Source organism: Streptococcus sp. CCH8-C6 (assembly GCF_001557225.1).
Taxonomy (GTDB): domain Bacteria; phylum Bacillota; class Bacilli; order Lactobacillales; family Streptococcaceae; genus Streptococcus; species Streptococcus sanguinis_C.
Genome location: NZ_LSJN01000065.1, coordinates 1 through 437, shown reverse-complemented (window position 1 = coordinate 437; position 437 = coordinate 1). Strand labels below are relative to the sequence as shown.

Sequence of the window (437 nt, the reverse complement as noted above, 5' to 3'; positions counted from 1 at the left end):
CATTAATTCCTTATCCTTACTCTCATCATAAAACTGGTTGAATTCCTCTTTAGAGTTAAAAGGATGTTCCAATCCATCTTTACTGATACTTGCTGGAATCACACCTTCATATAAGTCTGTATTCGAAGGAACCAATAGACTATAAAACTCTAGATAGTCCTTAACGCTCTTATCAAGTATATAAAGTTGAGAGTTCGTTTTTTCCAATAATGCTGCTGCCTTTGGGTCTGTTTGCGCCATCAAGATATTTCGAATCCAACTTGTATCCACAGCTTCGCCTAAAGGATATATAATAGGAAATCTAAAATTCCCCAACTTTTCTTTAAATTGTTGCGTATTTAGTTTAAAATTAAAGGTTGGACTTTGAAATTGTGCTGTCTTGTTATCTTCCCATTCAATTTTTCGAGTATCAAGATTGTACCAAAGAGTTTGAAACT

General features: G+C 33.9%; 1 protein-coding gene. It reads right to left on the bottom strand.

Annotated elements, in window-relative coordinates:
• A partial coding sequence (locus AX677_RS09450; protein ID WP_082730270.1) for a hypothetical protein occupies positions 1-437 on the bottom strand: 437 nt, incomplete at both ends.